The organism is Marinomonas spartinae (assembly GCF_900089775.1).
Classification (GTDB): Bacteria; Pseudomonadota; Gammaproteobacteria; order Pseudomonadales; family Marinomonadaceae; genus Marinomonas; species Marinomonas spartinae.
Map to the genome: position 1 here is coordinate 168578 of NZ_FLOB01000009.1, position 9271 is coordinate 177848.

5 protein-coding genes are annotated in these 9271 nt (G+C 39.3%); all 5 read left to right on the plus strand.

The genetic code is table 11. From position 1 onward, the window contains the following. The first annotated feature begins 386 nt into the window (after positions 1-386). The 5 genes from MSP8886_RS16765 (at position 387) to MSP8886_RS16785 (ending at position 8892) form a co-directional block, all read left to right on the plus strand. A complete protein-coding gene (locus tag MSP8886_RS16765; RefSeq protein WP_067018532.1) occupies positions 387-1448 on the plus strand; it encodes an FHA domain-containing protein in 1062 nt (353 codons plus the stop codon). Then, positions 1445-5518, plus strand: coding sequence for a protein kinase domain-containing protein (locus MSP8886_RS16770; protein WP_067018534.1), 4074 nt, complete (start codon positions 1445-1447; stop codon positions 5516-5518). The genes MSP8886_RS16765 and MSP8886_RS16770 overlap by 4 nt, the downstream gene beginning before the upstream one ends. 18 nt (positions 5519-5536) lie before the next feature. Further along, positions 5537-6403: a hypothetical protein gene (locus MSP8886_RS16775; RefSeq protein WP_067018536.1), complete on the plus strand. Its 867-nt coding sequence runs from the start codon at positions 5537-5539 to the stop codon at positions 6401-6403. Between the two features lie 108 nt (positions 6404-6511). Continuing rightward, the gene (locus tag MSP8886_RS16780; protein WP_067018538.1) at positions 6512-7765 is read left to right on the plus strand and encodes a YcaO-like family protein; all 1254 of its coding nucleotides are present in this window, start codon (positions 6512-6514) and stop codon (positions 7763-7765) included. Continuing rightward, positions 7762-8892, plus strand: coding sequence for a TfuA-like protein (locus MSP8886_RS16785; RefSeq protein WP_067018540.1), 1131 nt, complete (start codon positions 7762-7764; stop codon positions 8890-8892). Before MSP8886_RS16780 ends, MSP8886_RS16785 begins: the two co-directional genes overlap by 4 nt. Positions 8893-9271: the final 379 nt, after the last annotated feature.

Below are 9271 nucleotides of genomic sequence, written 5' to 3' on the forward strand. Positions count from 1 at the left end.
GTAACATATCTTCCCTAGCATGTGGTGATTCACCCCTTGGGCTAATGGTATTCCAAAGTGATAAATTAACATAATAATTACAATTTTATATGCAATGACTACCACTTAATAACAAAAGGCTATTCGTAAAAAAGAGAATCGAAAACATGGACTTATGAAAAAATTCCTGTCAACATGTGGCACGCTATGCATTCTCCGTGGGCATTCTTACGGTACTTTTATTGACACATACTAGATAAACAATCTATAACACTACTACATCATGGAATTGATCAACCTCTCAAGGTGAGAGCGCCAAGCAAACTTTGACGTCAATCTCAATGTACAAGTAGTAATCCTTTTGAGGATGGTTAAGAGAAATAAATAGATACAAAGAGGTCAGGGTTATGTCTCATATCGACCAGATTAAATCGAAGCCAAACTTGACATCCGATTTATCCTCTCCAGAAACCTCCCCCAGTCGTACTAATTTACCTGAAACAGGTACGCTTTCATCTTCTTCAGGCGAAAATGTTTATCTACGTAATTACCATACCCTAGGACGTGCCGATAACTGCCATACTCACTTACCGGCTAGCAGTGTTTCTCGCCTTCACGCCATCATTTTCTGGCAAGACAACACTTGGTACATTGAAGACAAAAGTACCAATGGTGTGTGGGTAAATGAACATAAACTGCAAACTGGCCGGCCTCATGCCCTCAACAAATATGACACGATCATCTTTTCATCTAAAGATGTGGGACTCTTCACCCTCACCAATAACACTTCACCTCAAGACCTATTGATCCCTGTTGATTTGAACCAGCCATTAACGCCTATTTGCCTAGACAAACCGATTCACGCTTTATCAGAAGTCAGTACATTACTATGGAGAGAAGGAAGTTGGGTATGGGTCGACAATGAAACCCTGCCAAATGAGAAGAGAGTGCTGGACGGGGATATCATAAGGGTAGGTAAACACGAATATCGGATGCAATTTAATCAAATGTCGTCTAATACCAGCCAGTATTTACCTGTTGCTCAAACACTTGAAGACCTGACATTTCAACTCAATGTGTCAAATGATGAAGAAGATATCCAGCTTTACATTATGGACGGTGTGCAGACGGCAGAAATTAAAGGCTACAGAATCCAAAGCCAATTATATTTATTACTCTATTTGGCTCGCCAAGCTGTCTATGATAAACAGCAGGGCTATGCTGAGAATCAGCGGGGCTGGGTAGACCTCTCTAAACTGTCCAAAGACTTGGGTATTGAAACTGAAAATACGCGCATTCGTTTACATCGACTTAGAAGCCGAATTCGTGATGTTGTTAGTTTCAGCAATCTTGATGTATGCCAACTACTCCAGCTCCAAAATGGAGAAGTAAGACTGAATACTAGCAACATTCTTATATACAAAGGCCAGCAGTACGAATCTCAAAATGGGATTCACCGATTACTATGAAAACGACATTCAAAAATACAATGGCGTCATTTTTCTCCTCGAAAGGATATCAACTCGAACATAAAATCGGCCAAGGTGGATTTGGTACGGTTTACTTAGCGATCCATCATAATACAGGCCAGCGTGTAGCCATTAAAAGCGTTAATTTAGAAGCGCATAACCCAAGAAACATCCAGCAAATTGAGCGTTTTGAACGAGAGTGTCATTTTGTTGCTAAACTCGACCACCCTAATATTGTTCGATTACTTGATAAAGGCCAAATTTCACCTAGCAATGTCTATAGTATTTTCGAGTATGTCGACGGCACAAATCTAAGCGATTATATACAGCAACATGGAGCCCTGAGTATTGAGGAGACTTATCCAATCATGCTGCAGGTATTGGATGCGCTCGTTCATGCTCACCAGCAAGGTATTATCCATCGAGATATCAAGCCTTCTAACATTATGCTGCAGCAAACGGGTGCGAAAAAGAACGCTAAGTTGCTTGATTTTGGTATTAGCACGGTCACTATTAATCAGCGTTCAGAAGACTTTAAAACGATTACGCTAGCTCAAGAGTCTGTAGGAACACCTAGCTATTGTGCACCTGAGCAACTTCGCGGAGAGCCTGCGACTTTTCAGTCAGACCTCTATATGTGGGGGCTTGTTTTTATTGAAGCTCTGACAGGATCTCCTGCTATTTCAGGTTCTAGTATTGCAGATTTGTACCATCAGCATCTAAGCGATACACCCGTCGCTATTCCTGGTTTACTTTTATCACACCCATTGGGGCATATTCTGCAAAAAGCGCTCAGAAAGAGTGTGAATGAACGTATTGAAAGCGCTCAAATGTTATTTGAAGAGCTCGAAAAAATTACCATCAGCAATCTTGTTGGGAAGTTTCGACCAATAAAGCCTGCTATACAAGAGGATATGGATACTCTCGTCCAACGAGGCGATGATCCTAGTCATATTTTCAAACAGTACATCCCGTCTACCGAGCGTAAACAAATCACGGTATTAGCTTTAAGCCTTTCGTTAAAAAAAATACATAACATCCCAGAAGAACAAACGGGGCTTCTGGAAACTATTTATCACTCAACACGCCAACAGTGTATTGATTTAGCACAGCGCTATGGCGGATTTCACGTAGCCAGTTTAGGGGATCTAACCCTATTTTACTTTGGTTATCCTGTCGCAAGTGACCATGATTCTCGTCTCGCTGCTCGCACATCACTTGAAATAGTTAGCACTATTTCTAAGCTGCAAGACTATATATTTGAGCAACATCAATGCCAATACATCGTCAAAATGGGAATTCACTCTGGCATTTTGACCCAACATGGTAATCAAGTACCAGATGGTTTTGCCAGCCATCAAGCCTGCGCCTTAGCAAAACAAGCCCGTGACAATAGCATTCTATGCTCAATAGACACCAAAACCATATTAGATAACTACTACCAATTTTCTGAACAACAGCCCTCCCAACTGGACTACATCGAACTCGTCGCCGAACGAGCCCTAGAAGCATTCGGTTTTATTCGTGGTGTACGAAACACTTACCCACTGGTCGGACGTGGCAAAGAGCTAGACACTTTACGTACGTCTCTAGACACTCCTAGCTCTAAGACAATAATGCATATATACGGTGAAGCAGGCGTCGGCAAGTCACGCCTTATTCATGAGTTCAGGCGACTAGAATCCACCAGAGTTCAGCATATTTTTCAAGCACTCCCCGAACACCAAAACAACGCCCTCTTCCCTATTTTATCCGTCATAAAACACCTACTTACTTCCCTATTTAATCAACAACAAAGCCAAGGCGAACAACTCACCCAGTTAATGGAAAGCGGGGAGTTTCTAGGATCAAAAATAGAAATCACTACCCTACTAGCAGCATGGCTCAATATTGATGATATTGAAAAGTGTCAACTATCCAGTGTTGAACTAAAAGCGCAAAAGCTGTTGTTGTTCGAAGGGCTGGCTCATATCCTTAACAGTTATCAAGAACAAATGACCCAATACAGTCAATCTGTTGGACATATTTATATTTTTGAAGACATCCATTGGGCCGATGTCACCAGCCAAGAATTCATCGTCTATCTAAGTAAAGAAAACGGCTTAAACAATCAAACTGATGCTCAAAAACAAACGATTATTACCACTTCTCGTCAACCTGCACCATCAGCCTTTGACGACGGTAAATATCATTGCATCCATCTTGAGCAACTAAGCCAAACCTCTTCACAGGAATTTATCAACACACTATTTGACGGAACAGCAGTTGCCGAGGATGTGATGGAAGTCTTAGTAACCCGCACCGATGGCATTCCACTCTTTATTGAAGAGCTGGTATCCATGCTTAAGCGCCGTAAGTTAGTACATCTCAATAATGGATTGATAGCCTTTGTCGATCACCAAAGAATTGATGAGATACCAAATAGTCTACGAGAATCTATCCAGAATAAAATCGATGGTCTGATTTATTCCAAGGACACCTTACAACTTGCTGCCGCGATAGGAAGAGAGTTTAGCTATAACCTACTAGCTACCGCCTCCCACTTCAGCGCACTACAAGTTCAAAACGATTTATCAGAGCTGATCGATAACCAGCTTATTATTCAGCTGCGTCATGTCGATGGTGACCGTTACCTATTCAAACATGCCCTAGTCCGAGATACTGCGTACGACAGCATTGAAAAACAAAACCTACCAGAACGACATGAACTTATCGCTGAGTCTATCCTCAAGATAACAGGCAATATAGATCGCTTTATTGCTTCCGACCTTGCACAACACTATGAAAAAGCTCAGCAATACGACAAAGCCAGCCAATACTATTACCAAGCAGCTAGTGAAGCCGAAACCACCTTTGCCGTTGATGATGCAATACATTTATATAAGCAAGCCTTAAACACTTGTAATACAAGTACGAACCTTAAAAAGGAAGAAAAAGAAAAACACTTTATTAAAATATTGGAAGGATTATCGGAAAGTCTTATCAGTGATGGACAACATGAAAAGGCTAGAGACTATCTAGAAGAAAAAATTCAGTTACTAGAAAAAAGTAATCAATATGAAAAAACAGCAACATCTCTAGTTTCTCTAGGTAAAACATACGAAGTAATCCATGAACATGATCTTGCATTGATAAACTATGAAATAGCGTTAAAATCATTAAAAAAATCTACAAATCAAAAAAAAATATTAACATCAAACTGGTGGAAGATTTGGTTAGAAATAAAAAGTGCTCAATTGTATGTTTACTATTGGCAAGGCAAGCCAAACGAAATGAAACTAATATTAGACGAAATGGAACCTATCATCCAATCTAGTGATGACCAAGAAAAAATAGCTGATTATTATAATGCACACTTTCAATTTAGAGTACGAAAAAAACGTTATTCATTAACACATGAAGACCTTTATTATCAAAAAAAAGCCTTAAAAGCTGCCAAAAAATCTCATAATATCTATTTAATTTCCTATATCATACTAGCATATGGACTAGGCCTCATTCTATGTAAAAACAATAAAAAAGCAATAATAAAACTAAACTCAGCAATTGAATTAGCAAAAAAAATAAAAGACAAAGTTATCCAACTTAGATGCTATACCTATCTAACAGTTGCCTATAGATTATTAAAGAATATTGAAATTGCTAGAGAACATGCAGAGCGTTCTTTACAACTTTCTCGTGAGCTAAAAATGGATGACTACGAGGCGGTAGCACAAGCAAACCTGTCATGGACTTACTTTGCTGAAAACAATAACAAACAGTCACTTATTCACTTAGAACAAAGCCTAGCTCAGTGGGACAAGGTAGCAACACGTTTTGAATACCCTCTTCTATGGTTGTCCCACCTACATGCTATTGCTCTATTTGGTATGAAAATTGAGCATAATGACTCAACTTGTATTGATCAGGTGGCTGAGCTAGCCACTATGTTATTAGGCTCTCATCAAATGGCACTTCCAAACCTTATTACTACAATACTTTCTCAACTATCGAATACCTCTGAAAAAGATCAGATCTCTACTTTAATAGAGGAACTAATAAAGAATGCGAAAAACGAAAATTTAATTTAAAAACCAAAAGGAGTAGTTATGAAAACAATGAATGACATTTACCTATTAATCTCTGGAAAGCAATACGATTGCTCAAATAAAGAGTATATACTCTATATCCCTAGAAGCTTTTATAGCAATCCTGACAATGTAGAAATCATTGAGGAGATTGCATATATCAATGATAACCTTCCACCTTTAATCAATAGATTCTTTCTAAATGAAAACGGAATATATCCTATAAACATAGCAGGACCAGCTGTTTCTAAAGTTATCCCCTGGAATCTAAAAGAAGCTAAGAAAAACTCTAAAAACAATCCTTTAATATCAGATTTATCGAAATTCGAGCCAGGCTATTTTATTGACCTACGACAATTAAAAATGAGTAGGCTGAATATGATTAAAACAGAAGATGAGCATATTATTACATCCGCAGAATGCATACCTAATAAATTACTTCCTTGTGTAAAAAGTGGTTTTTTGAAAGTTCCCTCAGATGATTTAGCATCTCTAAGAGACATTCCAATAGCAAATCTTTATGTTGCCTTTTTTGATGAAATAAACAAGACCTACAACAATATAAATTGTTACAATTATAAAGTTTGCTATATATCTTTAGAGACTATTAGAGAAAATATAGACAATTATGATGAAAACAAAATCTCAATTTGGGAGGTAAATGATAAGATACCGGATGAAGATGAGCAGATATCTCACTTAGAAACTTACTATGGTGATGCTGGTATTCAAGCTGGCGCACTTAATCCTTTTGATATACAAGCAGATAAAGACTTTCATTTTAACTCTTCCACTACTCATCATAATGATATGATAATGTTAGGTGGACCTCGTGGAGGTGGTGGAGCAACCTGCTATGTAGCCAACTTAAGAACTTTTAAAAAGTAATAAATAATAACTAAAAAGAGAGCTGATTTTTAGCTCTCTTTTTACCTTAATATTTTTATTAGATTAGTCACTCAGCCCTTTAATACGGTTAGATAATTAGGTGATTCTTTGACAAGTAAACTCATAAAAACCTATCGCACTGGCACCCATCGGACAATATCACCGCAAGAAACGCTGAATAAGATTATCCCTTTATTGCCAGCTATGGGAATTACTCGATTAGCTAATGTCACTGGCTTGGATGATATTGGTATTCCAGTATTTACCGCCTGCCGACCCAATGCCAAAGCCATTTCTGTTTCTCAAGGCAAAGGAGTTTCTATTGAAGCAGCCAAAGCTTCTGCTGCAATGGAAGCGATTGAAACCTATCATGCTGAGAATATAGACTTACCTACTCGATTTTGCTCTTACAATGAATTAGTCAAATCACATTCTATAGTCAATTTGGATCAGCTACCTAAAATGGATGTAATTGCTTTTGATCCGGACTCTCGTCGCTTGTGGATAGAAGCTCATTTTCTGCAATCCTCCCAAACCACTTATATTCCTTATGATTTAGTGCATTGTGATTTTACCTTGCCACTCCCACCGGGCAGTGGATGCTTTCAGCTCAGCACCAACGGCTTAGCCTCCGGCAATACTCGTGAGGAAGCAGCCAGCCATGCTTTATGTGAGCTTATCGAAAGAGATGCGTTAACCTTACGTTCATTACTGTCCGAATCACAACATGCGCAGCTAAAAGTCGATTTAACTACGATCAAAGATCCCCACATCGATGAACTGATTAGAAAAATAGAAGAAGCGGACGTTATGGTCAGTGTTTGGAACATCACATCAGATATTGGTATTCCCACTTTTTCAGCAACTATTATCAACAAAAACGAAAGTCAGCATCGTCAGCTTTACCCCATGAATGGATCCGGCACTCATCCAGACAAGCATGTTGCCATTATGCGTGCCATTACTGAAGCGGTACAAACCCGTTTAACATTTATCTCTGGGTCTCGTGACGACGCAAGCCTATCCATGTATAAAGCCAAACAAAATATAGAGCATCAGCGTCGTATTCGAGATCAATTGATGCATATGCCAGCCTATGTCGATTTTAATAATATTAAAAGCTGGAATCACGACACCATAGAGGAAGATCTAGCACTACTAATTCATAAACTTGAACAGCAAAATCTTCCATGTCCTATGATGGTAGATTTAACCAAAGCTGAATTTGATATTCCGGTAGTACGTGTTGTTGCATCAGGCCTAGAAGGTATTCACGATGTACCTGCTTATGTTTATGGTCAACGTGCCCGTGATTTTGCTGAAAAACAAAAAAATATACAGAAGAAGGACACAGCCCTATGAGTATAATCGTATTTGCAGGGCCAACTATTCGCAAAGACACTATACTAAAAACCCTCCCTGCTGCCGATATTCGGCCTCCTGCAAAACAGGGAGATCTTTATCTCGCTACCCGCGATAATCCAAAAATCATCCTATTAATTGATGGCTTTTTTGAATCCGTCCCAGCCGTGTGGCACAAAGAGATTCTATACGCTATGTCTACAGGTATTCATGTATATGGAAGCTCTAGTATGGGTGCTCTCAGGGCGTCTGAGCTACATTCATATGGCATGGTTGGGGTTGGAGTAATTTTTGAAAAATTTGCCCATGGAGAGTGGGAAGATGACGACGAAGTCGCACTAACCCATGGCCCAATGGAGTTAGGTTATCCATCTGTTTCCAGAGCTATGGCTGATCTGAGATACGATCTTGCTCGCGCATGCGAAAGAGAGATACTCACCCCTTCCCAAGCAGAAACCATAGCATCTAAACTGAAATCACTTTGGTATCCAGAACGTTCTCATGACACTTTATGCTCCTATGCTGAGGAGCTTCTAACACAAGGTAAAATGGAACAATTATCTTCCTTTTTAAAAACAGAAACTCAGTCACTCAAAGAAAAGGATGCCACAGTACTCATTAAGCAAATTGCTGATATTGACTTAAATAACGTTCCCCCAAAAACAATTAACTATGTCCTACAAGAAAATGATGCATGGCAAACCCTCATTAACGATGTCTCTCGTTCCCGCCTCACTAAAGTACAAGTAGACTTACCTTCCCATCTATCACCAGAACATACAAAAGACAATATATTCCAGAGCAAACTGAGAGCTTTAGCATTAGAGCATGCAGAGGATATAGGCATAGAGTATAAGCCTTGGGTTCGTCTGGCATTTGAAAAAGTTGTTAGCCAATGGGGATGTGTAACAGAAGAAGGGCAGATTCAATTTGAAAAAGTAAGCGATAAAATTGTCTCCTTATCACTAACGACCGAACAATTTGATCGCTGGATTGAACGGGAGGCCCTACTAATGGCTTATGCAGACCAAATAGAAATTAAGCCAGAACACATAGCAGATGAAAGCTTACTTAGACAAGGTGCAGCGCCCCCTCATAGCGCACTAGAAACACTTCTTAAAGAATGACTTCTAAAAAGTCATCCTGTGCTTCTTATTGGATTCGCACGGACGCGTTAAAACCTACGAAACAGGCGCAAGTAAATTAATGGCAAGGTGCGTCTAATTTTTAGGGAGGTTGACTCCCCCTTTTTATTTTTTGAATTTTCTGCAGACGAAAAAAGCCCCGACCATTTCTGATCAGGGCTTCCTATTTAAAATCTTGATAACGACCTCACGGATCTAACGCTATGCGTTATCCTACTTCGCAGCGCCTCCGGCGGTACCGTCCCAAAAAGTGTGTCTTTTCTCACATTCAATTCATCTATTTCACTCTTTACTTAAACAGGTGGCTTTTCTGAAAACGACTGACCGGATGACGATAAGTCGAACTGTTCATATCAATTGC

Coding starts and splice junctions, on each gene's coding strand:
- MSP8886_RS16775 (WP_067018536.1), top strand. CDS start 5,537: ATGAAAACAATGAATGACATTTACCTATTAATCTCTGGAAAGCAATAC.
- MSP8886_RS16785 (WP_067018540.1), top strand. CDS start 7,762: ATGAGTATAATCGTATTTGCAGGGCCAACTATTCGCAAAGACACTATA.
- MSP8886_RS16765 (WP_067018532.1), top strand. CDS start 387: ATGTCTCATATCGACCAGATTAAATCGAAGCCAAACTTGACATCCGAT.
- MSP8886_RS16770 (WP_067018534.1), top strand. CDS start 1,445: ATGAAAACGACATTCAAAAATACAATGGCGTCATTTTTCTCCTCGAAA.